General features: G+C 73.3%; 20 protein-coding genes. 12 read left to right on the plus strand and 8 right to left on the minus strand.

Annotated features, from left to right (window positions below; translation table 11 throughout):
- Nucleotides 1–287: 287 nt before the first annotated feature.
- The 3 genes from NUM_RS00005 to NUM_RS00015 all read right to left on the minus strand — a co-directional run bounded on the left by NUM_RS00005 (nucleotide 288) and on the right by NUM_RS00015 (nucleotide 3,275).
- The gene (locus tag NUM_RS00005; protein ID WP_207122374.1) at nucleotides 288–1,064 is read right to left on the minus strand and encodes an SDR family oxidoreductase; all 777 of its coding nucleotides are present in this window, start codon (nucleotides 1,062–1,064) and stop codon (nucleotides 288–290) included.
- A 67-nt stretch (nucleotides 1,065–1,131) separates the two neighbouring features.
- Nucleotides 1,132–2,028: a sulfotransferase gene (locus NUM_RS00010; protein WP_207122375.1), complete on the minus strand. Its 897-nt coding sequence runs from the start codon at nucleotides 2,026–2,028 to the stop codon at nucleotides 1,132–1,134.
- Nucleotides 2,025–3,275: a DegT/DnrJ/EryC1/StrS family aminotransferase gene (locus NUM_RS00015; RefSeq protein ID WP_207122376.1), complete on the minus strand. Its 1,251-nt coding sequence runs from the start codon at nucleotides 3,273–3,275 to the stop codon at nucleotides 2,025–2,027. The genes NUM_RS00010 and NUM_RS00015 overlap by 4 nt, the downstream gene beginning before the upstream one ends.
- A gap of 326 nt (nucleotides 3,276–3,601) precedes the next feature.
- Here NUM_RS00015 and NUM_RS00020 point away from each other — a divergent pair, with 326 nt between their 5' ends.
- From NUM_RS00020 to NUM_RS00035, 4 genes are read left to right on the plus strand one after another with little or no spacing between them, the layout of a single operon-like run.
- On the plus strand, nucleotides 3,602–4,501 hold the full coding sequence (locus NUM_RS00020; RefSeq protein WP_207122377.1) for a family 3 encapsulin nanocompartment shell protein: 900 nt from the start codon (nucleotides 3,602–3,604) through the stop codon (nucleotides 4,499–4,501).
- On the plus strand, nucleotides 4,498–5,412 hold the full coding sequence (locus NUM_RS00025; protein ID WP_207122378.1) for an ATP-grasp domain-containing protein: 915 nt from the start codon (nucleotides 4,498–4,500) through the stop codon (nucleotides 5,410–5,412). The genes NUM_RS00020 and NUM_RS00025 overlap by 4 nt, the downstream gene beginning before the upstream one ends.
- Before the next feature lie 54 nt (nucleotides 5,413–5,466).
- Nucleotides 5,467–7,107, plus strand: a complete 1,641-nt coding sequence (locus NUM_RS00030; protein WP_207122379.1) for an AMP-binding protein — start codon at nucleotides 5,467–5,469, stop codon at nucleotides 7,105–7,107.
- On the plus strand, nucleotides 7,104–8,564 hold the full coding sequence (locus NUM_RS00035; protein WP_207122380.1) for an MFS transporter: 1,461 nt from the start codon (nucleotides 7,104–7,106) through the stop codon (nucleotides 8,562–8,564). The genes NUM_RS00030 and NUM_RS00035 overlap by 4 nt, the downstream gene beginning before the upstream one ends.
- 99 nt (nucleotides 8,565–8,663) lie before the next feature.
- On the opposite strand, the gene NUM_RS00040 is transcribed toward NUM_RS00035, so the two are convergent.
- Nucleotides 8,664–9,755: a glycerophosphodiester phosphodiesterase family protein gene (locus NUM_RS00040; RefSeq protein WP_207122381.1), complete on the minus strand. Its 1,092-nt coding sequence runs from the start codon at nucleotides 9,753–9,755 to the stop codon at nucleotides 8,664–8,666.
- Nucleotides 9,756–10,178: 423 nt separating this feature from the next.
- Here NUM_RS00040 and NUM_RS00045 point away from each other — a divergent pair, with 423 nt between their 5' ends.
- Together NUM_RS00045 and NUM_RS00050 are read left to right on the plus strand one after the other, a co-directional pair.
- Entirely contained in the window at nucleotides 10,179–10,379 is a 201-nt protein-coding gene (locus NUM_RS00045) for a hypothetical protein (protein ID WP_203964697.1), read from the plus strand.
- 308 nt (nucleotides 10,380–10,687) lie between these two features.
- Nucleotides 10,688–12,352, plus strand: coding sequence for an alpha-galactosidase (locus NUM_RS00050; protein WP_207122382.1), 1,665 nt, complete (start codon nucleotides 10,688–10,690; stop codon nucleotides 12,350–12,352).
- Nucleotides 12,353–12,686: 334 nt separating this feature from the next.
- Here NUM_RS00050 and NUM_RS00055 read toward each other — a convergent pair whose 3' ends face one another.
- The gene (locus tag NUM_RS00055; protein WP_207122383.1) at nucleotides 12,687–14,027 is read right to left on the minus strand and encodes a hypothetical protein; all 1,341 of its coding nucleotides are present in this window, start codon (nucleotides 14,025–14,027) and stop codon (nucleotides 12,687–12,689) included.
- A 138-nt stretch (nucleotides 14,028–14,165) separates the two neighbouring features.
- Between NUM_RS00055 and NUM_RS00060 the strand changes: the two genes are divergently transcribed.
- Together NUM_RS00060 and NUM_RS00065 are read left to right on the plus strand one after the other, a co-directional pair.
- Entirely contained in the window at nucleotides 14,166–15,227 is a 1,062-nt protein-coding gene (locus tag NUM_RS00060; protein WP_207122384.1) for a hypothetical protein, read from the plus strand.
- Nucleotides 15,228–15,333: 106 nt separating this feature from the next.
- Nucleotides 15,334–16,245 (plus strand): LysR family transcriptional regulator, encoded by a 912-nt coding sequence (locus NUM_RS00065; RefSeq protein ID WP_207122385.1) that lies wholly within the window; start codon nucleotides 15,334–15,336, stop codon nucleotides 16,243–16,245.
- Between the two features lie 16 nt (nucleotides 16,246–16,261).
- On the opposite strand, the gene cuyA is transcribed toward NUM_RS00065, so the two are convergent.
- The gene (cuyA, locus tag NUM_RS00070; RefSeq protein WP_207122386.1) at nucleotides 16,262–17,266 is read right to left on the minus strand and encodes a D-cysteate sulfo-lyase; all 1,005 of its coding nucleotides are present in this window, start codon (nucleotides 17,264–17,266) and stop codon (nucleotides 16,262–16,264) included.
- 289 nt (nucleotides 17,267–17,555) lie between these two features.
- On the opposite strand from cuyA, the gene NUM_RS00075 reads away from it, so the two are divergent.
- The 3 genes from NUM_RS00075 to NUM_RS00085 all read left to right on the plus strand — a co-directional run bounded on the left by NUM_RS00075 (nucleotide 17,556) and on the right by NUM_RS00085 (nucleotide 20,682).
- Nucleotides 17,556–18,839 (plus strand): amidohydrolase, encoded by a 1,284-nt coding sequence (locus NUM_RS00075; protein ID WP_207122387.1) that lies wholly within the window; start codon nucleotides 17,556–17,558, stop codon nucleotides 18,837–18,839.
- A gap of 122 nt (nucleotides 18,840–18,961) precedes the next feature.
- Complete coding sequence (locus NUM_RS00080; protein WP_207122388.1) at nucleotides 18,962–19,198, plus strand: DUF3311 domain-containing protein; 237 nt, start codon at nucleotides 18,962–18,964, stop codon at nucleotides 19,196–19,198.
- Nucleotides 19,195–20,682: a sodium:solute symporter family protein gene (locus NUM_RS00085; RefSeq protein WP_207122389.1), complete on the plus strand. Its 1,488-nt coding sequence runs from the start codon at nucleotides 19,195–19,197 to the stop codon at nucleotides 20,680–20,682. Before NUM_RS00080 ends, NUM_RS00085 begins: the two co-directional genes overlap by 4 nt.
- Nucleotides 20,683–20,724: 42 nt before the next feature.
- Here NUM_RS00085 and NUM_RS00090 read toward each other — a convergent pair whose 3' ends face one another.
- Nucleotides 20,725–22,068 carry a hypothetical protein gene (locus tag NUM_RS00090; protein WP_207122390.1) on the minus strand — a complete coding sequence of 448 codons (1,344 nt, stop codon included), beginning with the start codon at nucleotides 22,066–22,068 and terminating at the stop codon, nucleotides 20,725–20,727.
- A 352-nt stretch (nucleotides 22,069–22,420) separates the two neighbouring features.
- On the opposite strand from NUM_RS00090, the gene NUM_RS00095 reads away from it, so the two are divergent.
- The gene (locus NUM_RS00095; RefSeq protein ID WP_207122391.1) at nucleotides 22,421–23,320 is read left to right on the plus strand and encodes a hypothetical protein; all 900 of its coding nucleotides are present in this window, start codon (nucleotides 22,421–22,423) and stop codon (nucleotides 23,318–23,320) included.
- Nucleotides 23,321–23,341: 21 nt separating this feature from the next.
- Here NUM_RS00095 and NUM_RS00100 read toward each other — a convergent pair whose 3' ends face one another.
- A complete protein-coding gene (locus tag NUM_RS00100) occupies nucleotides 23,342–24,613 on the minus strand; it encodes a M48 family metalloprotease (protein ID WP_207122392.1) in 1,272 nt (423 codons plus the stop codon).
- Nucleotides 24,614–24,672 lie beyond the last annotated feature (59 nt).

A 24,672-nucleotide genomic window follows, 5' to 3' on the forward strand; every position in this document is an offset into this window, starting at 1 on the left:
CGTGGGGAGGGGGCTTCGCCCCTCCCCACACCCCTCCCCGTCAAGGGGGCCTTCGCCCCCTTGACCATCCCCCGCCGGGAGACCAGAGACGAGATCCTGACACCGCCTGGCACGCCTCGGAACGTCGGGGAACGGTGATCGGGCCGGACACCCCCTGGCCGCCTCGGAACGTCGGGGAACGGTGATCGGGCCGGACACCGCCTGGCCGCTTCGGAGCGTCGGGGCCGGTTCGGGTGGACGCCGGGCCGGTTCGGGTGGTCGGTTGAGGGTCGTTGGCGGGTGGCGGGTCAGAGGGAAGGGGTGGCGCCGCCGTCTACCAGGATGGTGCTGCCGGTGATGAAGCCTGCGTGGGTGCTGGCGAGGAAGGCGGCGGTGGCCGCGAAGTCGGCCGGGGCGCCGAGCCGGCCGACCGGGATGGTGGCGGCGATGTCGGCAAGGCCCGCGTCGGGGTCGGCGAACTGGCTGGTCAGCGCCGGGGTGCGGTGGTAGCCGGGGGCGAGCACGTTGATGGTGACGCCGTCCGGGCCGATCTCCGGTACCAGCGACTTCGCGTAGCCGGCGAGGCCGGGCCGCACCGTGTTGGACAGGCCGTATTGCGGGCGGGGCGCCCGGATCGTCTCGGAGGCGACGAGCAGGATCCGGCCCCAGCCGGCCGCTCGCAACCGGGGCAGCGTCGCCTGCACGAAGCCGATGTGGGCGAGCAGGCACAGCTCGACGGCGTCCCGGTAGGCGTCCAGGCCGAACGCGGTCACCGGGCCGGCGGGTGGGCCGCCGGCGTTGCTCACCACGATGCCCGGTTCGCCGAGATCGGTTGCCACCGCGTCGATCCAGCCGCGTACCGCGTCCTGGTCGCGCAGGTCGACCCGGTCGGCCCGGACCGACCCGTCGCCACCGACCGGGTGGGCCGCGGCCACCTGGTCGGCGGCGGCGGCGAGGCGCTGCTCGTTCCGGCCGCAGATCGCGACCCGGGCGCCCTCGGCGGCCAGTGCGGTCGCGACGGCCAGGCCGAGCCCGCTGGTCGCGCCGGAGACCAGCGCGACCCGGCCGGCGATACCGAGATCCACCAGGGTGCTCCTCTCGTTCGGTGCTCCGCACCGGCTGCCGGGAGGCCGCCGGCCACCCGACCGTTCGTCAGGCGGTGTCGCGCAGCCGGTAGCCGTACCGGTGCAGCCACGGTGCGGCGATCGAGGCGGCGACGTACCGGGTGGTACGCGGGGCGGTGGAACGCCAGCGATCGTCCGGCCGGATGGTGACCGGTCCGGTCCGCAGCCGGTCCGGGTTGCCGGTGACGGTGTGGTTGGGCGACAGTACGGCGGTGCCGTCGGCGCCGACCGGTGCGACGGCGGCGAGGCCCCAGTCCGCGAGCACCGCGCCGAGGGTGTCGGCCGGTGCGGCGGCGAAGTCCTCGTACCGCAGCCGCCGGTACCGGTCCGGGAAGGCGCGGCCGACCCGCGCCGAGGCGCGCTGGAACGCGACCCAGTAGGCGGTGCTGCGCCAGGCCGGCATGGCCGGGATGTACGCCTTCGGGCGGCGCCACGACTCCGCGATCGCGCGCGGATCCCGCAGCACGTGCAGCACGTACGGCCGGACCCGGCCGCTGCCGCACAGCGTCGCCGCCTCGGCCGGGAACTTGCCGCTGTCGACGATGATCCGGGCACCGGTCTCCGCTGCGATGGCTTCGTAGAGCCGTTCCAGATCGCGCCGGGCCAGGGTCGTGGCGGTGCTCTCGGCCAGCCGGGCGACGGCGTGCCGGGTGCGCAGCAGCCGACGCTGCCGGTCCAGCACGGCCGGCACCACCTCCGGGGCGTCCAACCGGCGCAGCACGGCCGACCACAGTGGACAGTCGGCGATCCGGGCGCCGCAGCCGCACGTGTCGTTGGTGCCGTCGCCCAGCACCCCGTGCCGCCACAGGTACCGCAGCTCGCCGACGTGCACCGCACCGGGCAGCTCGCCGATCAGGTTCCCGATCAGGGTGGTACCGCTGCGGCACCAGCCGGTCAGGTAGACGACGACGGGCCGCTCGTTCATCGCCGGCCCGGCAGAGCCGCGGCGACCTTGTCGACCGCGTCGACCAGCTGGGCGCAGTCCTCCTCCGTCAGGTTCGCCGACAGCGGGATGTCGACGGTGCGGGCCACCGCGGAGGTACTGGCCGGGAAGGCGGCGCGGGCGGCGGCCGGGTCCGGATGCAGGAACCGCCAGTTCCAGAACGCGCGGACGTTGACGTCGTTCGGGTCGCCGAAGGCGCGGACGCCGATCCCCTCGGCGCGCAGGGCGCGGGCGAACCAGCAGGCCGTCGGTGCGTCCGGTAGCCGCAGCAGCAGCGCCTCGCCGAGGTAGGCGCCGGGCGCGACCGGCTGCCGGACCGCGATGTCCGACCGGTCGGCGAGGGCAGCGGCGACCCGGTCGTAGTTGCGGCGATGCGCTTCGAGTCGGCCGGGTAGCCGAGCGAGCTGGGCGTGGGCGAGGGCGGCACGGATCTCGTCCATCCGCCAGCTGTACAGCGGCAGGGACAGGTCGTCCAGCTCGGGAGGGTCGGTGAAGTGCCGGGCCATGCGCGATTCGTAGGCGCCGGAGTAGACCAGCGCCCGGGCGTGCAGGGTGGCGTCGTCCGTGAGCAGGAAGCCGCCTTCCCCGGTGTTCAGCGCCTTGTCCGACTGGGTGGAGAACGCGCCGGCCCGGCCCCAGGTGCCGAGCGGCCGGCCTGCCAGCCGGACCCCCAGCGCCGGCACCGCGTCCTCGACGACAGGCACCCCGTACTGGTCGGCGATCGCGGTGAGGGCGGGCATGTCGGCGGCGAACCCGCGCATGTGTACCACCACGATCGCGCGGGCGCCGGCGGCGAGTGTGCGGTGCAGGTCGGCCGGATCGAGTTGCAGTTCGTCGTCGCACTCGACCAGGACCGGGCGGTGTCCGGCGAGCAGGATCGCGCTGGGGGTGGCGGCGAACGTGAACGTCGGGCAGATCACGTCGGAGCCGGCGGGCAGGTCCAGCGCGAGCAGCCCCAGCGCGAGGGCGGTGGTGCCGCTGGCGCAACCCAGCGCGTGTCCGGTGCCGAAGTACCGGCACAGCTCCGCCTCGAACGCGCCGGTCTCGGTCGCTTCGTGCGGGCGGGTGTCGTACCGGAAGTACCGGCGGCTGCGCAGCGCCCGGACGGCGGCGTCGATGTCCTCGTCGGCGACGTAGGCGTCGCCGTTGTCGTAGGCCGGCCAGCGGGTCGTACGGACCGGGGTGCCGCCGTCGATCGCCAGCGTGACGTCGGTGGTACTCGCGGCCATCGGCGGCTCCCTTCCGACCGGTGGCAGGCGTCGTTGCCGCACCACTCCAGGAGCCCGGGGCGGGGCACCGACGACGTGGGGCCGCCGTCGGGCCCGGATGCGTCATGCCGGGCTCGCGCTTACGAAATCGGATCGGTGCCGGCGCGGTATACCCAGCTACGGGCGAAACCAGGGTTTTCCCCAGAAGTTTCCTGGCCCCCGGATTTGTGCCCTAGGGTCTCGGTTCGAGTCGCCGAGCACGCCGGGCCCCGCCCCGGCCGGCGCGTTCGCCGACCCTGCTTACCTTGGCGCCCAAGGCGTTCGGTCCTCACCCGGATGGGGGTACGTTGCGCTACCTCGTCGACGATCCCGACCTGACCAGCCGCACACCCGGCGAGGAGCTGGCCGTGGCGGCCTGCCGTTCGCCGGGCGAGACCGCGACCGCCGTGGTACGAGGAGCGATCGCGCGGCACTTCCCCCTGGCCGCGACCCGGCCCCGCCCGCCGGTACGGGACCTGCTCAAGTCGGCCACCATCGCGGACGAGACGGTGTCGTTCGTCGAGGAGCGCCGCGGCTCGCACCAGGTCACCCTGGACACCGAGTACGCGGCGACCCCCGAGGCGCACCAGCAGCCCCGCGCGATCAAGGCGGCACTCACCGAGATCCGGGTCCGGGTACCGGTACCGGCCCAGATCTGCCGTGACCCGGCACTGCTGGCCCGGTTCGTCGACCACCGGGTCATCGTGCGACTGTGCACGGTGGAGAACGACGTCCTGCTGCACGGCAGCACCGACGGCGCGATCACCGGACTGCTCCGACTCCCCGACCTGCGCCGGCTCCGCGGCGGCACCGACCTGCTCGACAGCATCATGGCCGCCGCCGCCGACGTCGAGGACCAGGGCGGCTCCTGCGACGCGCTGGTCCTGCACCCCCGCACCTACTGGCGACTGATCGCGCTCGGCGCGCTGCCGACCCTGGACGCGGCCGGGCTGCGCATCACCCGGACCCGCATGATCGCCCCCGACCAGGTACTGCTGGGCGACTTCCGCGCCGGCGTCACGCTGCTGGACGGCAGCGACGGCGGCACCCTGACGCTGCGCCACCACGGCGAACTGGCCGAGATCGAGGCCGGCGGCCGGGTCGGCCTCGCGGTGCACCTGCCGCAGCACTTCGCCCTGCTGGTACTGGCGCCGGAGACGGTGCCGCCGGCCATCGAGGTCCTGCCGGCGGCGGAGGGGGCGGCATGAAGATCGGCATCCTGCTGTGGGACTACAGCGGCATCGACGCGGACGCCCTCGCGTTGCTGGAGTTCGGCAGGCAACGGGGCCACGAGATGTCCGGCTTCACCCTGGAGGAGATCGAGTACCGCCGGGCCGACGGGCGGGCGACCGTGCTCGCGAAGGGTGTCGACGTCGACGGCTACGACGCGGTGATCTCCCGGGCGAACCTGATCGGGGACGTGTGGCAGCAGGATCTGGCCGCCACCGCCGGGCCGTGGCGCGACCGGGTCGAGCGGTTGACGATGCTCAGCAACGCGCTCGGTCCGCGGCTGTTCGATCCGGTGGACGCCTGGCTGTGCGGGATGAGCAAGTTCCTGATGGCGCAACGGCTCGCCGAGGGCGGGTTCCCGGTGCCGCCGTTCCGGTCGGTGAGCTCGGTCGAGGACGCGGCGGCGGCGCTCGCCGACTGGGGCGACATCATCCTCAAGCCGTCGTACGGGCTGCGCGGCATCGACGTCGAGCGGGTCACCGACCTGGACGCCGACCGGTCCATCGTGGACAGTCAGCTGGCCCGCTACGGCACGGTGTTCTGCCAGCCGTTCTACCCCACCCAGTACGGCGAGCTGCGGATCACCGTGTGCGGCGAGGCGACGCCGATCAACATGCTCAAGCTGCCCGCGGCCGGTACCTGGCGGTGCAAGACGCTGGAGGGCGCGAGCTGGGAGCGGTTCGACGCACCGGACGAGCTGATCGACCTGTCCGTCCGGGCCGCCCGGCACCAGGGCCTCACCTGGGCCGGGCTGGACATCCTGCCGACCCCGGACGGGTACCGGATTCTCGAGGTCAACATGGTGCCCGGTTTCCTCGCCATCTTCGGCGACGGGCCCGCCGCCGAGGGCCACGCCGGCATCTTCGACTGGATCGAGAAGCGGTCCTGACGGCCCGCCACCGGCACGATCGGCGCACCGACGAGCGTTGGGGGACAACGGATCATGATGTACGGAGCGGAGTCGCTGCGGCTGCCGAGCGCCGAGCTGGCGGCCCGGTACCGCGCCGCCGGCTGGTGGCGGGACGAGACGTTCCTGGACGATCTGGCACGGGCCGCCGAGACCCGCCCGGAGCACCCCGCGATCATCGCGTACCAGGGCGACACGCCGCGGACGATCTGCTACCGCGAGCTCGCCGACCTGGTCGAACGGTTCGCCGGGGCGCTGCTGGCGCTCGGCGTCGAGCGCGGTGACGTGGTCGCCACGTACCTGCCGAACGTCTGGCAGCTGACCCCGCTGTGGCTGGCCTGCGCCCGGATCGGCGCGGTCAGCGCGGCGATGTTCCCGGCGCTCGCCGAGCGCGAACTGCGGTACACGATGACCGTCAGCCGGGCGCCGGTGTGCATCGGGCTGGACCGGATCGGCGACCTCGATCTCGGTGCCCGGATGGCCGCCGCGGCACCGGACACGGTACGGCACCGGGTGGTGATCGGGGACGGCTCGGCTGCCGACGCCATCGACTTCACCGAGTTCTTCCTCGCCACCGAGCATCCGGCGCCCGACCCGGCGCTCGCGCTGCGCCCGGACGAGCCCGCCGTACTGGTCTGCACGTCCGGCACGTCCGGCCAGATGAAGGCGGTGGCGCACACCGGCAACACGCTGTACGCGGCGGCCCGCGCCGGCGCCGAGCCGTACGGACTGGGTGCCGACGACGTGATCGTGGTGCCGCACCCGCACACGCACATGGCGGGCATGACCTACGGCGCGCTGATGCCGTTGCAGCTGGGCGCGACCTGGCTGCTGTACGACCGGCCGAACGACATGGGGCTGCTGCTCGACTCGATCGAGCGGCACGGCGTCAGCTGGGCGTACATGTCGCCCGGCTACCTGGTCGACCTGATCGCCCGGCAGCGCGAGCGGGCCCGCGACACCGGCTCGCTGCACCGGATCGTCTCCGGTTCCGCGCCGCTGCTGCCCGACCTGGTCGAGTCGGTACGCGACACCTTCCGGGTACCGGTGCACGCGCTGTGGGGCATGACCGAGAACGCCGCGGTCACCATGACCAGACCGGCGGACCCGGACGACTGGGCGACCCGCAGCGACGGCAGCGCGGTGCCGTGGATGGACGTCCGCATCGACGCGGCGGAGGGCGAGGAGGCGGGCCGCCTGCTGGTCCGGGGCGCCTCGCAGTGCCTCGGCTACCTGCACCAGCGCGACACCTACGACGAGTGCCTCGACGACGACGGCTGGTTCGACACCGGTGACATCGCGCGCCCCGACGGGCGCGGTGGCATCCGCATCGTCGGCCGCCGCAGCGACCTGATCATCCGCTCCAACGGCATGAAGGTGCCGGTACTGGAGGTCGAGGGGCTGCTCGCCCGACACCCCGGGATCAAGGAGCTGGCGCTCGTCGGCTACCCCGATCCGACCGTGCCGGGCTCCGAGCTGTGCTGTGCCGTCGTGGTACCGGACGGGCAGCCACCGACGCTCGCGGAACTGCACGAGTACCTCGGCGGGACCGGGATGGCGCGGGTGTTCTGGCCCGACCGGGTGCAGTTCGTCTGGCAGCTGCCGAGGAACTCGCTGGGCAAGATCCAGCGCGCCCCGCTGCACCAACGGCTGGAGCTGGCCGCGGCGCCGCGATGACGCGTACCGCGGGGGTCGGCAGCCCGGACGAGGACGCGGCCGGCCGCACCGACGGCTCCCGGGCCCGTACCGCGGCGCTGGCCGTGATCTGCGCCGCGCAGACGATGTTCCTGCTGGACACGATGATCGTGACGGTGGCACTGCCACACATCCAGACCGGGCTGCACTTCTCCGGCCCCGACCTGGAGTGGGTGATCACCGCGTACGCGCTGGCCTTCGGCGGGTTGCTGCTGCTCGGCAGCCGGTGCGGCGACGTGTTCGGCCGGCGCCGGATGTTCGTGTTCGGGCTGGTGCTGTTCACCGTCGCGTCGCTGACCGCCGGCCTGGCGCAGGCGCCGTGGCAACTGATCGCCTCCCGCGCGGCGCAGGCCGCCGGCGCCGCAGCGGCCAGCCCGGCGACGCTGTCGCTGCTCGCCACCACGTTCCCGGACGGCCCGGCACGGGCCCGGGCGATCAGCATCTACACCGCGCTGGGTACCGCCGGCGGTGGCATCGGCCTGCTGGCCGGCGGGCTGATCGCGAGCCTGACGTCGTGGCGCTGGATCATGCTGGTCAACGTGCCGTTCGGGATCCTCGTCGTCGCCCTCGCGCCGCGGGTGCTCCCCGAGTCGGGCCGCCGGCCCGGACGCTTCGACGTACCGGGAGCGCTGACCGGCACGCTCGGCATGACGCTGCTGGTGTACGGGCTGACCCGGGCCGCCGCCGACCCGTCCGGCACCGTGCACTGGGCCGACCCGGCGGTACTCGGATCGGTCGCCGGCGCCGCGCTGCTGCTCGGCGTGTTCGTGCTGGTGGAGTGGCGCAGCCGGCGGCCGCTGCTCCCGCTGCGGCTGTTCGCCGGCCGGGCCCGGGTCGGCAACTACCTGGCGATCGTCGCGTACAGCATGGCGATGACCGGGATCGCGTTCTTCCTCACCCTGTTCCTGCAGCGCATCTGGCACTACAGCCCCATGCGTACCGCGCTGGTCTTCCTACCGATGACCGCGCTGCTGGTGGTCTGCTCCCGCGCCAGCGGCCCGCTGCTGCGCCGCCTCGGTACCCGTACCGTCGTGCTCGGCGGGCTGGCGGTCGCCGCGGTCGGAGTCGGCTGGCTGTCCATGATGGACGGTTCGGGTGGCTACCTGACCGACCTGCTGGTGCCCAGCTCGCTGACCTACGCCGGCCTGGGCGTCGCCGCACCGCCGATGACCGTCGAGGCGATGGCGAGCATCGGCGAGCGGGACACCGGCATCGCCTCCGGCGTGTTCAACTGCGCCCGGCAGCTCGGCGGCGCGGTCGGGTTGGCGCTGCTCGGCAGCATCACCTGGACGACGGTCGCGGCGTACCGGCGACTGCCGGACGCGCAGGCACTGGCGGTCGGCGTCGACCGGGGCTTCCTCGCCGCCGCCGCGCTCGTCGTCCTGGCGCTCGCGGCCACCGTGGCCGGCACCCTTCGCCGCCGGACACCACGCCCCTGACGGCGCACCGGAACCCGGACCCACGGCGTACCACCGGACGCCCGGGGCGGGTCGCTTTCCCCGCCGGCCCCACGCGTACCACCGGACCTCCGGGGCGGGTCACTCCGCGGCGGGTGCCGCCAGCTCGCGGTAGCAGTGCAGATCCACGACGATGTCGTCGGCGTCGTACAGGGCGACCGTGTCGCCGTAGTTGTCCAGGAACTTCTTGCTCGCCGAGTCGACCTCCAGCGTCTCGCCGGCGGCGAGCTGGCGCGCCGGCAACGGCTGCCGGCGCAGCAGGTGGTTGCGCAGCGACCAGCCGCTCAGGTCCACAGTGGACTCCGCCCGCAGCACGGTGCGTTCGTCGACCGCCGAGGCCGACTCGATCCGTACCGGCGTGCGCGGCAACCGGCTCGGCTGCCCGGCCAGGATCGGCTGCGCGAACGGCACGTTGTTGGTGATCACCGCGTCGACGCCGAGATCGCGCATCGCCGCGACCGTCTCCGGTGCGTCGATCGTCCACGGCAGCACCCGGATCCCGTGCTCGTGCGCGGCTGTCACGTGCTCGGCGGTCAGCAGCCGGCCCAGCGGCGTGTACCCGGAGACCCAGTCACCCAGCGCCGCGAACCGGTCCAGCTCCAGCATGTAGGTCAGCCCGCTCATCAGGCACATCGGTACGGTCGGCAGCAGGTCGTGCAGCTGCCACAGCCGGTCCGGGTCGCTGACCTGGATCGCCACCGGCGGATGACCGGGGTCGTTCAGCCGGTCGCCGAGGCAGCGGTGCAGCTCCTCGGCCAGCTGCTCCTCGATCCCCGGGCTGCGCTCCGGCCACTTCAGCTCGATGAACAGCGTGCTGCGCCCGTCGATCGCGGCCAGCAGCTCGGTCAGCGTCGGTACCGGCTCGCCGCGGTACCGCTCGTCGAACCAGGCGCCGGCGTCGAGCTTGCGCAACTCCGCCATGGTCAGCTCGTTGATCGTCGCGTCCGCCCGGTCCGGCAGCACCTGCGCGATGTCGGTGGTACGGCGCAGCTTGCTGTCGTGCATCACGACCAGCTCGCCGTCACCGCAGCGCTGCACGTCCACCTCGATCGTCCGGGCACCCTGCTCGATCGCCGTGCTGCAGGCGGCGATCGTGTTCTCCGGCGCGGTGCCGCACGCACCCCGGTGCGCGACGCAGGTACCGATCCGCGGCCATTCGGGTTTTCCGCTCATCCGGGGGATGCTACGGGCAACCGGGCCGGTCCCGGTGACCCGACATCGATCGACGTCGTATCGGCGCTGCTGAGTTGTAAGCAACGGTTTCGCGCTGCACACCTGATTGATCGGGTCTTCACATGCCGCGATCAGCGGTGTCAACCGTTGTGTTGACGTACCGTTGTCGCCCCGCGGGAACCGACTGGCACGCTTGCTCCGGTACACGACGTCACCGACCACGTGTCCTCACGAGCTCGGTTCGCCACCTCCACAGTCGTCGGAGGTGGCGAACCGACTCGCGGGCGGGCCGCCGAGGTCACGTGCGGGTCCCGGTCCCCGTCGGGCAACCGGGGGGATGCCGGTGGGGGCCGGGACCATCGTCGTGGCACCGGGTGCGCAGGGGGTTGCGCTACCGAAACCGGTCATGATCAGGGGGAACGCATGACCCAGACAGAGTTGCCGACACTGGCCGTGGCGAGCGGCCAGACCGTCCAGGTGCACGCGCACGGACGGATCCTCGCCTCCGCGATCCGCAACGGCCGGGGCTGGTCGGTCCTGGTGGACGGGGAACAGTACGAGGCGTCCAACCTCGACCGGGTGCTGGAACTGCTCCGCCTGCTCCCGCACCACCGCCGCCGCTGACCGCACCATCCACAGTGGACCTATGAGTCCACTGTGGATGCATTGAGCGCCAGCCCGTAACCCGCTGTCCGACCTTCGTGCCGCGCGCCGTGCGCCGGTCGATCGCGCCGTGTCCGTGCTCCCGCACGCGCACCCGGCCGGTCGGCCGGCGCGCTGCTGCGCTGGCCGCGAAGGGTGACCGGGCGGCAGCGCTGTTGACTCTTGACGCGAGCAGCGTCGACGCCTAGGTTTCACGATCAAACATCGTCGATCAGGATTCCACACAGATCGACCATTGATCCCCACTCAAACAGGACAGAGGGGGCACCGTGGATACCTCCACGCCCGTACCGGCCCTGCCCGACAGACCGCGCGCCCGGCTCCGGCGCCTCCTCGCCGCCGCGAGCGCGGCGGTCGCCGTCGCCACTGCACTCACCGCCGCGGCGACAACACCCGCCGCCGCCCTCGACAACGACCTCGCGGCGACCCCGCCGATGGGCTGGAACAGCTGGAACACCTTCGGCTGCGCCATCGACGAGGACCTGATCGAGAGCACCGCCGACCACCTCGTCTCGTCCGGGCTCGCCGCGAAGGGCTACCGGTACGTCAACATCGACGACTGCTGGCAGGCGCCGCAACGGGACCAGGCGGGACGGCTGCAGGCCGACCCGACCCGCTTCCCCAGCGGCATCAAGGCACTCGCCGACCACGTCCACGCGCAGGGGCTGAAGCTCGGGATCTACTCGACCGCCGGTACCGGCACCTGCCAGCGGCTGCCCGGCAGCCTCGGCCACGAGGACCTCGACGCGCGCACCTTCGCGTCCTGGGGCGTCGACTACCTCAAGTACGACCACTGCTTCACCGAGAAGTCGGCGCTGCCGGACGTCGACCGCATCACCCTGACCGGCGGCGACCAGACCAGCTCGTACGAAGGGGAAGCGGCGCAGCCGTCGGGCACCGCGAAGACCGTGTCCTGCCCGACCTGCTCCGGCGGCGCGCGGGTCACCGGGCTCGGCGCCGCGAAGGGCGCGCTCGACTTCTCCGTCGACGTACCGACCGCGGGCACCTACCGGCTCGGGATCGACTACCTGTACGGCGCCGACCCGCGCACCTCCTACTACCCCACCGGGTACGTGACGGTGAACGGCCAGCGGGCGGGCGACCGGATCCGCTTCGACCCGTCGCCGTCCGCACAGCAGACCGCCTCGTACCGGATGGACGTGACGCTGGCCGCCGGCGGCAACACCATCCGGCTGGACAACCCGCTGACCGATCTGAAGGTCAAGCAGGACAACTTCGCCCGGATGCGCGACGCGCTCGCGGCGACCGGCCGACCCATCGTCTACTCGATCAACGCGAACACCCAGGACGGCACGTCGTTCGCCGACATCGCCAACCTCTGGCGCACGACGCAGGACATCAAACCGTTGTGGCACAGCACATCCTGGTACCGGGGTGTAGACGACATCATCGAGCAGAACGGCAGGCTGGGCAGCGCGACCGGGCCCGGGCACTGGAACGACCCGGACATGCTCGAGGTCGGCGTCCGGCTCGACGGATTCCCCGGCCTGACACCGGACGAGGAGCGCACCCACTTCAGCATGTGGGCGATGATGGCCGCACCGCTGATCGCCGGCGCGGACGTGCGGACGATGAGCGCGGACACCGCCGAGGTGCTCGGCAACTCCGCGGTCATCGCCGTCGACCAGGACCGGCTGGGCCAGGCCGGTACGCTCGTCGCCAGCAGCGGCGACACCGAGGTCTGGGTCCGCGTGCTGCACAACGGCGACCGCGCCGTCGTCCTGCGCAACCGCGGTACGACGACCCGGCAGGTCACCGCGACCCCGGCGCAGCTCGGCGTCACCGCCGACAACCGCTACCTGGTCCGGGATCTGTGGGCGGACACCGCGCGTACCCACGTCCCGGCCGAGCTGTCCGCGGCGGTACCGGCGCACGGCGTCGCGATGTACCGGATCCATCGCCTGGGCCGCTGACCCGGTGCGGCGCGCGACCCCCGACGGTCGCGCGCCGCGCCGCCTCGACCATCCATTGTGGACGCTTCAGCATCGGCAGGCGTCGCGCCGATGGCGCACCGGGTACGGTCCGCTCGGTGCGGCGGCCACCGTTCGCCGCCGCGACGCCTGTCGAGCTCTGCTCGTACTCGACCGGGATGAGCACGACGTCGGCCCGACCGTTGCGGGTGATCGGACTCGCGCGCGACGCGGTCGGCCAGCTCGGCGACGTGCGCCCTGGCCTCCGTGATCGGAACGGCCCCCATTCGGACCATCATCCTGAACTCTGGCCGGTCCGCGGCCGGCTTCGCGAGGGTCAGCAGGTGGGCCAGCGGAAATCCTGCCTGCCGAGGTCGTCGCCGGCGTGCCGGCCGCCTTCCGGGTAGAGGCGCAGGCCGCCGGAGTCGGTGAGGTCGACGCGCAGCACGCCGTCGCGGGTGGGACAGGTCAGCGTCGTCGTCGCGTGCACGCCGGTCTGCCGGTCGGTGCCGGTCACGGTCAGCTTCACCAGGCCGGGCCGGCGGTCCGCGACCGAGAACTCGTTGCCGTCCGGCTGGACCGTGATCACCGGATGCCGTACCACCGCCCACGACACCGACGTCACCTCGGCGCCGCTGAACACCTGGCCGGGATGGCCCGGTACCGGCACCGACCCCGCGCCGAACGGGCAGCCCGGGGTGACCAGCCTCCGGTGCGTCGCGCAGGCGTCCAGGTACGCGTCGACCTGGTGCTGCGCCTGCCGCTGCGCCTCGGCGGTGAGGGTCGTCGGGGGCAGCGTGACCGGCGTGCCGTCGAGCACGATCGCATCGGGTTGCCGCAGCACGTACGTCCCCGGCATCAGCGGGTACCCGGAGCGGGCCACCGTGACGGTGTCCGGGGCCGAGGCGAAGAACCGGTGCACCCCGGGAAGCAGGGCGAGCTTGCCGACCCGCGCGACCCGCGCGGCCGTCTCGGGCAGCGCCTTCCGGTGCCCGTCGACGTCGACGTACGGCAGCGGGAAGGTCCCGAACGTCAGGTAGACGTACGGGTCGCGCAGCCGCCAGTCGTCGCCGGACCGGAACACGGTGAACCGGTACGAGGCGGTCCGGCCGCCGGCCGTCGAGATCGTCGCGTCGACCAGGCTCTCGCCCGGCCCGAGCGCGCTCGGTACCGCCCGCACCGAGTCGAGGTGCCACCGCTGCCGGGACACGGCCACCCGCAGGAACGAGTCGTCCGCGGACGAGTCGGGCTCGTCGTCCACCACCGCGGTGGCCGCGGCCACGTCACCCCGCTGGATCGCGCTGAGGAACGCGCGTACCTGCCGCTCGGCCGGGCTCGTGGCGCCCGGCCACACCAGGATCCCGAGCAGCAGCACGATGATCACGCCGGCCACCGCGTACCAGGTGATCGACCGCTGCCGCGCGCTCCGCAGCCGGGCGTCGCCCGGCACCGCACCGGGAACGTCGTCTTCCGGCTCGTCGTGCTCGGGCACGTCGTCTTCCGGCTCGTCGTCGCCCGGCTCCGCGTGCGGGGGCACGTCGTCCTCCGGCTCGACGTACGGCACGTCGTCCTCGGGCTCGACGCACGGCACGTCGGCCGTGGTGCCGAGCTGGGACACGCCGGGCGCCGGCTCGGCCGAGCCGTCCGGGCGCCGGGGGTCGTCCGTTGCGCGTTCCATGCGGCCACCCCTGGGGCTGGGCTGGACGCCGACTCGGGGCGAACCGGCGTAGCGGAGATCGTACGGGAACGGTCGATCGTGACTCCGTCGCGCGACAACGCTAGCGTGCTCGGATATCACGAACCTGGGGAGCAGCCGATGAGCGACGCCGCGTCCGAGCCGAAGGACGACGGCCCACCCGGCGCCGGCGATCGGGACGCCGGCGCCGCCGAGCCGGCGGCCGCCGCCGGGCCGGAGGCCAGGTCCGCCGAGCCGGACGGCCAGGTGCCGGCCGGTGCCGCGGAGCCGGAGGACGACATCCCGGCCGATGCCGCCGAACCCGACGACGACGTGCCCGCGGCCGACGAGCCGGCGGCCGACGGTGCGCGGCTGGCGCCGGGCTGGCACGTCGCGTCGGCATCGTTGCTGGTCGTGATCCTGATACTGGCGGGGATCCTGGTCGTGCGGCACACCGGCACCGGCACCGAACCGGTCGCCGCGGCATCGCCCTCGGCGTCCTCGCGTACCAAGGGGACGGTGTCGACCGGGCGGGCGGCGCCGGATCACGGCACGCTGAGCATCGCCGAGTCGGGCTTCCGGAACATCACCACGCCGGCCGGCGACCCCGCGGTGAGCTGGGGCGTCGTCCTGTCCAACAGCAGCCACAGCGCGGTCGCCGCCGTCCTGCTGAAGATCACCTACCGCGACCACGACGGGGCGACCATCGCCGTGCGGGACTTCTCCCGCAGGGCGAAGGCGGCGGAGATCCTGCCCGGCAGCCGGGCCGGTGTCGGCGGCGTCGGGTACCTGCCGAGCAAGGCGCCGGCGACCGTCCAGGTCAGCGTGGACAGCGTGCTGTGGACGGTGACGTCGAAGCGGCAGTCGTTGCGGGCGAGCAACCTCACCACCGACTGGCGGGACCAGGGCCAGCAGGCCCGACACTGGAAGCATCCGACCGCCGAGGCCAACCGGCGCGGCAACCTGTACCTGACGTTCCGGGTGGAGTCCACCTTTCCGAGCCTGCTGTCCTACCCCGCCTACACCGCGGTCTACCGGGACGAGCACGGTCGGATCGTCGGCGGCGCCCCGCTCGACTCGTTCGGAACCGACGTCCTGGTCCCGGCCGGCTGGTCCGAGCAGACCGTCCGGGTGTGGTACCCGCCGCCGGCGGGCGCCGTCGACGCGAAGACCGAGGTCTACCTGTACTCCCGGCGGGACTGACTGGCCGTCGTCCGGCGACCGGTCCAGCTGACCGGCCGCGGCCGGCCGATCAGGCGGTACGCGCGGTCCGGCCGATCGGTGCCGGTCGGCTGCGTACCCTCGCGGCATGGACGTGGTCTGGCTGGAGAGCCTGGTGGCGCTGGGTGAGCACGGCAGCTTCACCCGAGCGGCCGAGTCGCTGCACATCAGCCAGCCGGCGTTCAGCCGGCGGATCCGCGCGCTGGAGCAGTGGGCCGGCACCGACCTGGTCGACCGGACCAGCCTGCCGATCACGCTGACCCCGAGCGGCCGGGTGCTGCGGGCCCGCGCCGCCGACGTGGTGGCGGGGCTGTCCGCGCTGCACGACGAGATGCGCGGCCGGCAGACGATGCCGGCGCACCCGGTCCGGCTGGCGGTCAGCCACAGCCTCGCCACGCACTACTTCGCCGGGTGGTGGCGGTCGATCACCGCGGACGCGCCGCAGCTGACCTGCCTGCTGCTCGCGGCGAACACGCTGGAGGCGTACGACACGCTGGTGCACGGCGGCTGCGACCTGCTGCTCGCCTACGTCGACCCGCTGCACCCGCTGGAACTGGGCGACAGCGACCTGGAGTCGGTACTGGTCGCGCGGGACCGGCTCGCGCCGTACGCCCGGCCCGACACGTACCGGCTGCCCGACCCGCGGCGGTCGCCGGACGACGGCCCGGAGGTGCCGTACGTCAGCCACGGCGCCGGCTCGTTCCTCGGCCGGGTCACCGACCGGACGCTGGCCGGTCGGCGGCCCCGGCTGCGCCCGGTCGCGCAGAGCGACCTCACCTCGGTACTGGCGGCGCTGGTCGCCGCCGGCCTCGGGGTCGGCTGGCTGCCCGGCCTGCTCACCGCCGAGCAGGTGGCGGCCGGACGGATGACGCCGGTCGGCGACGGGCAGTGGACCGCCGGGCTGGAGATCCGGCTCAGCCGCAACCGGCGGCAGCGGGCCAGCAGTCACGCCGCCGAGGTCTGGGAGCGGGCCACCGTGGACCGGGACCCGACCGGCTGACCCGGGCCGACGTCGGCTACTCCGGGGCGAACGTGCTGCGGTAGCCGAACAGGCCGACGCTGCCGCCGGTGTGCACGAACACCACGTGCTCGTCGGCGGCGAACCGCCCGGCCTCGATCGCCCCCAGCAGCCCGGCGAACCCCTTGCCCGAGTAGACCGGGTCGAGCAGGATGCCCTCGGTCTCGGCGAGCAGCCGGACCGCGGCGACCATCTCGTCGGTCGGTACCCCGTAGCCGGGTCCGGTCCAGCGGTCGTCCACCTGCACGTCGTCCAGGCCCACCGCGCCGGGCGCGCCGATCAGCTCGGCGGTGCGTACGGCGAGGTCGTGCACCAGCGGCCGCTGCACCGCCTCCGGCTGCCGGACGCTGACCCCGAGCACCTGGATGCCGCTGCGCATCGCGAGCAGCCCGGCGAGCAGCCCGGCCTGGGTGCCCGCACTGCCGGTCGCGTGCACCACCCAGTCGATCGGTACGTCGGAGGTCGCGAGCTCCTGCGCGCAGCCCACGTACCCGAGCGCGCCGACCGGGTTCGACCCGCCGCCGGGAATCACGTACGGCCGCTTCCCCTGGGCGCGCAGGTCGTCGGCGAGCGACTCCATCGCCTTCGCCATGTCCGTACCGGCCGGCAGCCGGTCGGCGATCCGGGCGCCGAGGATCGTGTCCAGCAGCACGTTGCCGGACGCCTCGTAGTCGTCGTCGCGGACCTGCCGGCGTTCCAGCAGCAGCGCGCAGCCGAGGCCGGCGCGGGCCGCCGCGGCAGCGGTCTGCCGGGCGTGGTTGGACTGCGTCGCGCCCTGCGTGATCAGCGTGTCGGCGCCCTGCGCCAGCGCGTCCGCGAGCAGGTACTCCAGCTTGCGGGTCTTGTTGCCGCCGGTTGCGAGCCCGGTGCAGTCGTCCCGCTTGATCCACAGGTGCGGCACCGTCGAACCCTTGGCGCGCAACACCTCCGTCAACCGGGGCATCGGCTCCAGCGGCGTGGGCAGGTGCCCCAGCCGGTACCGGGGGAATCGAGCGAGCTGCATCCGTGGCCTCCCATCGGCGAACCGGGGCCGGTAGCGGGCCCCCGGGCGAGTACAGCAGAACCGGTACCGGGCGGTCCAATGCCGGATTTCGAGGGCCCATGCGGATCGTGCATGCCAGCGGCGGATCCGTTGACGGCCCCTCCGGTGCCCAGCAGAATCCCGGCAATGCGGCCCGCGTCACCACGCGAACGGCCACAGCCCGACCGCTCGGTACGGCCGCACCAGGCCGGGTCCGACCGGCGTCCCCGCACGCGGCCCGTTGCGTTCCGCCCTGGGAAAGGACACCAGCATGACCGAACCGGCACCCACCGGCCCGCCCGCGGACGTAGTCGCGCTGCGCCGGGACCTGCACCGGCACCCGGAGGTCGGCTTCACCGAGTTCCGTACCGCGAGCCGGGCCGCCGGCCGGCTGGCCGATCTCGGCTGGCAGGTGGCGGCCGGCGCGCCCGTACTGGACGCCGACGCGCGGCTCGGCGTGCCCGACGACGCGGAGCTGGCCGAGGCGTACCAGCGGGCGGCCGACAGCGGCGCCGATCCCCGGTACCTGCCGGCGCTGCGCGGCGGGCTGACCGGCGTGGTGGCCCGGCTGCGCGGCTCCCGGCCGGGGCCGGTGCTCGCGTTCCGGGCCGACCTGGACGCGTTGCCGCTCGACGAGTCCGATGCCGACGAGCATGCGCCGAGCCGGCTCGGGTTCCGGTCCGGGTGGGCCGGACGGATGCACGCCTGCGGGCACGACGGGCACGTCGCCGTGGCCCTGGCGCTCGCCGACCGGCTCATCGACCGCGACTTCCCCGGCGAGGTACGGCTGATCCTGCAGCCGGCCGAGGAGGGCGGGCGTGGTGGCGCCGCGATGGTCGCCGCCGGCGTCGTCGACGACGTGGATGTGTTCGTGGCACCGCACCTGGGCATGGGCCTGCCGACCGGCACCATCTGTACCGACGTGGCGGGACTGCTGGCCAACTCCAAGCTGCGCGCGGTGTTCCGCGGCGCCGCCGCGCACGCCTCGATGGCGCCCGAACACGGCCGGCACGCGCTGCTCGGTGCCGCCGCGGCAACCCTTGCGGTGCACACGATGCCGTCGTTCTCCGGACACCAGACGCGGGTCAACGTCGGCGCGCTGCACGGCGGTACGGTCAGCAACATCGTGCCGGACCGGGCCGAGCTGCGGCTGGAGACCCGGGCCGACGACGGCGACGTCAACGCCGAACTGGAACGCCGCGTGCGCCGGATGCTCGCCGGCGCGGCCGGCACGTACGGGCTGGACGTGGACGTCGAGCTGATCGGCGCGGTGACCACCGCCGGCAACGATCCCGCCGTCACCGCCGCGCTGGGCGCCGCGGCGGACCGGATCGGCGTCACCGTCGGCGCACCCGGCGCCGGCATCGGCAGCGACGACGCCACCGCGTTCATGCGCCGGGTACAGGATCGCGGCGGCGTCGCCGGCTACTTCGGCATCGGCGCGAGCAGCCCGGCACCGCACCACTCCGGCACCTTCGACCTCGACGAGGCAGCGCTGCCGCTCGCCGTCGACCTGCTGGAGTCCCTGGTACGCAACCAGACCGTGCCCGAGTGAGGCACGGCGACCCGCCGGGCGCACCGCCCGGCAGCTCCCGCGTCGGCTGAGCCACCCGCGCACCGTGCCCGCCGGGCAACGGTTCCGGCGGCCGACGCCCCCGGATGGAGGTGGAGACCAGCATGTCCGGACCGACCAGACGACGCCATCGACTGCTCCTCGTGATCCCCTACCTGTGGACGGTGGCGGCGGTACCGGCCGTCAACCTGGTCCACGCGAGCCCGCTCGACGTGCCGCTGCTGCTGTGGTGGGCGCTGATCGGCGTGCTCGTGACGGCCGGCAGCATCGCCGTGGTGTGGCGGCTCGACAACGCCCTCGACGCCCCGGCAGCCGACGAACCGACGGCGGTGCAACGATGACCGTCGCCCTCGGTATCGCGCTGTTCATCGTCGCCGTCACCACCGGCGGCACCACCTACCTGGCCCGCCGGCGCCGCAAGGTCACCATGAGCGAGTGGGCGGTCGGCGGCCGCAGCTTCGGCGGCATCCTGCTGTGGTTCCTGTCCGCCGGCGAGATCTACACGACGTTCGCGTTCCTCGGCGCCGCCGGCTGGGCCTACGCGTACGGCGCGCCCGGGTTCTACATCCTCGCCAACGCGCCGCTCGGCTACGTGCTCGGGTACTGGCTGCTGCCGAAGATCTGGCGGGCCGGGCACGACCACAACGTGATGTCGCAGGCGGACTACATCCGGGCCCGGTTCGGCCGGCGCTGGCTCGCCGGGCTCATCGCGTTGATCGGCGTCCTCGCGCTCATCCCGTACGTGCAGGTGCAGCTGACCGGGCTGTCGACCATCCTGACCGTGATGTTCCACGGTTCGGTCGGCAAGCCGCTCGCCGTACTGGTGGGTGCGTTGCTGCTGCTGACCTTCACGTTCACCGCCGGGCTGCGCTCCTCGGCGTTCGCCTCGATGGTCAAGGACGTGTTCGTGGTCGGCGTCGTGGTCGCCGTGTTCGTCACCATCGGCACGCTCACCGGACTCGGCGGCATCGGCGGCATCTTCCGGCACATGGCCGAGCAGCACCCGAACTACACCAACCTGCCGGGGATGCAGTCCGGTACGCACTACAGCCCCTGGTGGTTCTGCTCGTCGATCCTGATGACGAACATCGGCTACTGGATGTGGCCGCACTCGTTCCAGGCCAACCTGTCCGCGAAGAGCGACCGGGCGATCCGGCGCAACGCCGTGCTGCAACCGATCTACACCCTGTCGTACTTCTTCATCTTCGTGATCGGGTTCGCCGCGCTGCTGACCCTGCCGCACCTGACCGACTCCAACACCGCGCTGGTGTCGGTGATCTACCGGTACTTCCCGCAGTGGTTCATCGGGATCGCCGCCGGGACCGGCATTCTCGTCGCGCTCGTGCCGTCCACGGTGATGCTGCTGACCCTCGGCACCACGGTGGCGCGCAACATCTACCGGCCGACCGCCGACCTGTCCGACCGGCACCGGCTGCTCGTCGGCCGGCTCGCCACCGTGGTCGGCGTCGCGATCGCCGCGTACCTGACGCTCGGTTCCAGCTCGACCATCGTGAGCCTGCTGCTCGTCGCGTACAGCGGGATCGCGCAGATCGGGCCGGCCGTCGTCCTGTCGCTGATCTGGCGCCGCACCACCGCGTACGGCGTCGCCGCTGGCTCGCTCGTCGGCATCGCGCTGGTCGGCATCCCGCAGGTGTCGACCTGGTGGTCGGGCATCTCGTCGATCGAGGTAGGGCTGTTCGCCGTGGCGGTCAACACGGTGGTCCTGGTCGCCGTCAGCCTCTGCACCCGCGCGCCGGAGCAGGCGAACATCGCGGTCGGGATCCCGGACAGCACGCTGCCGCGCACCGTACCGGCGCCGGCCTGACGGAGACCGCCGTGTCCCGGCGACGCTGCCGGGGCACGGCGATCAGCAGGTCTGCCAGCGGATCGGGGAACGGTCGACGCGGTCCGCGCCGTACCGGCCGCCCTCCGGGTAGACGCGGAACCCGCCGGAGTCGGTGACGTCGACCCGCAGCACGCCGTCCGGGGTCGGGCAGGACATCGACGTGGTGGCATGGAAACCGGTGTCCTCGTCGGTACCGGTGACGGTCAGCTTCAGCGTCCCGGGCCGCCGGTCGACCACCTGGAACTCGTTGCCGACCGGCTCGATCGTGACCTCCGGGTGGCGCTGCAGCTTCCATCGGGTGGACTTGATCTCGCGCCCGTAGAAGATCCGATCGGGCCGGCCCGGCTCCGGTACCGACTCGGCGCCGAACGGGCAGCCGGGCGTCACCAGCTTGGCCCGCCGCACGCAGTCGTCCAGGTAGTCGTACACCGCCTGCTGCGCCTTCCGCTGCGCCGAGCCGGTCAGGCGCATCCGGGGGAGGGTCAGGGCGTTCGGCCCGGCGGCCGACGCGTCGTCGTCCTGCCGCACGGCGTACTGCCCGGGCATCAACGGGTACGCCCTCGTCGAGTGGGTGACCGCCGGCGCCGACGAGAAGAACCGGTACACGCCGGGGAACAGCACGTACCGTGCGCCGTAGGTGGTGTTCTCGCCCGGGCGCGGCAGCTTCTCGCGGTGGCCGTTGATCGCGACGTAGCTCACCGGGAACGTGCCGAACGTCAGGTACACGTACGGATCCCGCAACCGCCAGGCGCCGTCGCCGCTCTCCCGGACCAAGTCGAACCGGTGGGTGACCGAAGGACCGCCCGGCACCGCGATCGTCGCGTCCACCTCCGCGGAGTACGAGCGCTCGTCGGCGTCGTCGTCCGACCGTACCGAGGTGACGCGCCAGCGTTGCCGCAGCACGTCGGACCGCAGGAACGACGGACTCGACATGCGCGTGTCCGGCCGGTCGTCCACCAGCCGCTGCGCTGCCGCCACGTCACCGCGCTGGACCGCCGTCAGGAACGCGCGTACCTGCCGCTCGGCGTCGGTCGGCTGCCGCGGCCACACCAGCAGCGTCGTCAGCAGCACGATCACCGCCCCCGCCACCGCGTACCACGCGATCCGTCCCCACCGGGAACGCCGACGCACCGCCCCGGCCGGGACCGGCCCCGCGTTCGCCTGTTCGACGACGCGCACGGCCGATCGAACGTCCAGCGCACCCTCGACGGGCCCCGCCTCGTCCCCTGCGACGTCCGGGGCGCCGTCGGCGGGCGCCGCCTCGCCACCTCGGACGTGCGGGGCGACCTCGACGGACGCCGCCTCGTCACCCGCCGCGGACTCCGGAGCCGCGCCGGACGGGCCCCGCTGCCCCTCCGCATCCACGCCGGGTGGCTCCGCCGGGCCCTTCGCATCCACGGGCGACGGGGCCCCCGGACGCTCGGCGTCCACACCCGCCGAACGCCCCGGATCGGTACCTGCCGGATCCGCCGGACGCGCCGGATCGGTACCCGCCGGATCCGCCGGACGCGCCGGATCGGTGCGCGGCGGATCGGCTGGGGGCGCCGGATCGGTGCGCGGCGGATCCGCCGGACGCTGCGGGTCCGCTGCGCTGTCCATGGCTCGCTACCTCCGGGTGGGGCTCGACGTGCCGGAGATCGTACGAGGTCGCGTCAACGCCGGGGCGGGTTGCGCGGCCTCGTTAACCTGCCCGGATACCGCGAGTCGAGGAGTGGGGATGACCGACGCCGGAGCCGCACCGCCCGACCCGGCTGGCGTGCGACGCTCGCCGCTGCGCCGGCACCTGGTGTCGCTGCTGCTGGTCGCGGCCATCCTGGTGCTGATCGTCCTGCTCGCCGTCAAGGGCGGCACCGACCACAGGCTGCCCACCGCGGCGCCGTCGTCACCGTCGCCGTCCGCGTCACCGTCGAACGCCGGCAGCCGGTACGCGCCGCTGGAGACCCCGCCGGACCACGGCACGGTGAAGATCGACGAGACCGGCTTCGAGAACATCAAGGACGTGGCCGGCGAGCCGCAGGTCACCTGGGGCGCCGTCATCGAGAACACCAGCGGTGCGGCGACCGCCGCGGTGGAGCTGCGCATCACCTACCTGGACCGGGCCGGCAAGAAGATCAAGGTCGAGGGGTTCTACGAGCAGGCCACGGTCCCCGCCGTGCTGCCCGGCCGGCGCACCGGCGTCGGCGGCGTCACCTACCTCGACGACCCCGCCGTCGCCGCCGTCCGGATCCGGGTCGGCACGACGCGCTGGTGGGTCGACCCCGGCAAGCCGCCGACCCTGTCCATCGGCCGGATCCGGACCGACTGGCGAGGCAAGGGCGAGCCCGTGCCGTACTGGGGAGCCGGCAAGATCGGCGCGTTCCGGAACGACCGCGGCACTCTCTACGTCACGTTCCGGGTCGACTCGTCGTACCGGACGGTGCTGTCCCGGGCGGGCGTGACGGCCGTGTTCCGCAACGCCAAGGGACACATCGTCGGCGGCTCGTCGATGACCGATCTCGGCCTCGACGTCTCGCTCCCGCCGGGCTGGTCCGACCAGTCCCTCCGGGTCAAGTACGGCCCGCCCGACGACGTCGACGAAGCCCGAACGGAGATCTACGTCTACCCCTCGACGACCTGACCACCGCTCGACCGTCGTCCCTCAGACCTCGTACTCGCGGACCAGGTCGCGGAACCGCCGTTCCAGCCGGGCCAGCGGTACCGCCAGCTCGGCGTCGATGGCAGCGGCCCGTCCGGCGTCGAGTACCACCCGGGCCGGCTCGTCCGGCCGGCTGGCGGCGTGGTCCAGCCGCATCGCGGTCGGCGGGTGCGACGAGTCGACCCGGTGCCGACGCATCCGACCCCGCCGGAACAGCCGGTCCTTCTCGGTGGCCGGCAGTTCCGCGGCATGCGCGACGATCGCCGCGTACGACTCACCCGCCGGCGCGTTCCGGGGCACCAGCCGGCCGGCCCGCAGCAGGGTGTCGGTCACCAGGAACGTCTCCAGTAGCGACCGGGCCGCCGACCGTCCGCCGGCGCGGACGGCCATCGCGTCGGCCAGGTACTCGGCCCGCTGGCCGACCCTCAGCAACGCCAAGCCGAACGCCACGATCACGCAGTACAGTGCGCCACCGATGACCGCCTGCGGGATCAGCAACAGCAGACCCGCGACCATCGCGAACGGGTTTCCGCGGGCCGCGAAGGCGCTGTCCCGGCCGGGCCGCACCAGCTCGTACCAGCGGACCAGCGCGCGCAGCGCACCGCCGACGAACACGCCCTGCCGGTTGTCGCCGTTCGCACCGTGGCCGAGCTCGTGGCCGAGCAGCGCGACCCGGCCCTGCCGGTCCAACACTGTCCACAGTGGAGCGCCCAGCACCATGGTCCGGCGCTGCCGGATGCCGACGACGGTGTAGTACGCGTTGAAGTCCGGATCCAGGCCGATCTGGTCGATGTGCCGGGCACCGATCGCGTCGGCCACGGCGTCGCACAGCGCGTACAGCTGCGGCGCCTCGTCACGGTCGAGCAGCTCGACCTCCGGGTCCAGCTTCCCCAGCCGGGGCCGCAACAACACCACGATCGCCAGCGCGAGCAGCCCGAGCGGGACGAGCACCAGCCGGCCGGTGAGGCAGAGCCAGATTCCCAGTACCGCGACGGCGACGGTCACCGCGTGCACGCCCGCGGCCAGTACGTAGGTGAGCACCCAGGCCACGTCGCGGCTCGGACGGGACACCTCGGCGCGGCAGAGGCGTTCGTGCACCGAGGCCATGGTCCGGTCGCCGACCTTCCGGATCCACCGGTTCACCCGGCCGCGCGGCGGCTTCGGCGGGCTGGGGTCGACGCCCCACTCGCACCCGGGGCACCACGACGGGTACCGCTCGTCGGCCACCAGCGGGGCGGCGCAGTTCGGGCAGGCAGCGGACATCTCGGTCGTCACGGCGGCCGAACCTATCGAAACCCCATCATCCGCCCCTCCCCCGAACGGCCCATCCACCC

It is taken from the genome of Actinocatenispora comari (assembly GCF_017312725.1).
Taxonomy (GTDB): Bacteria; Actinomycetota; Actinomycetes; order Mycobacteriales; family Micromonosporaceae; genus Actinocatenispora; species Actinocatenispora comari.